At 59.4% G+C, this 335-nt stretch carries 1 protein-coding gene; it reads right to left on the bottom strand.

Going from position 1 to position 335, the window contains the following annotated elements; all coding sequences use genetic code 11:
* Positions 1–21: 21 nt before the first annotated feature.
* Positions 22–335: integrase core domain-containing protein (locus tag ACAG21_RS28100; protein WP_370499514.1), on the bottom strand; the 314-nt coding region annotated here is incomplete at its 5' end.

The raw sequence follows: 335 nt of genomic DNA, 5'->3' as shown, positions 1-335 counted from the left end.
TGTACTCGGTCGGTACGTTGGTCACAGTCGGCTGATTGGTGGTTGGCCGTCGAGTGCGCTGTGGCGGCGTTGAGTGTTGTAGAACTCAAGCCAGGGTGCAAGGGCGTGGGCGCGGTCGGCGTTGGAGGCAAAGACTCGGCGGTATGACCATTCGACTTGCAGGGTGCGGTTGAATCTTTCGACCTTGCCGTTCTGCCAAGGGCAATGCGGTTTGATGAAGTGGTGTTTGGCGCCGATGGTCGCGATGACATCGGCCACGTCGGTGGAGCGCCGGTAGCTCAAGTGGTTGTCGGTGATGACACGGTCGATACGCGGAATGCCCTGTTGTGCAAAGT

Origin of the sequence: Mycobacterium sp. pR1184 (assembly GCF_041287235.1) — a bacterium.
GTDB lineage: Bacteria > Actinomycetota > Actinomycetes > Mycobacteriales > Mycobacteriaceae > Mycobacterium.
This window is presented reverse-complemented; position numbering and strand designations above follow the sequence as displayed.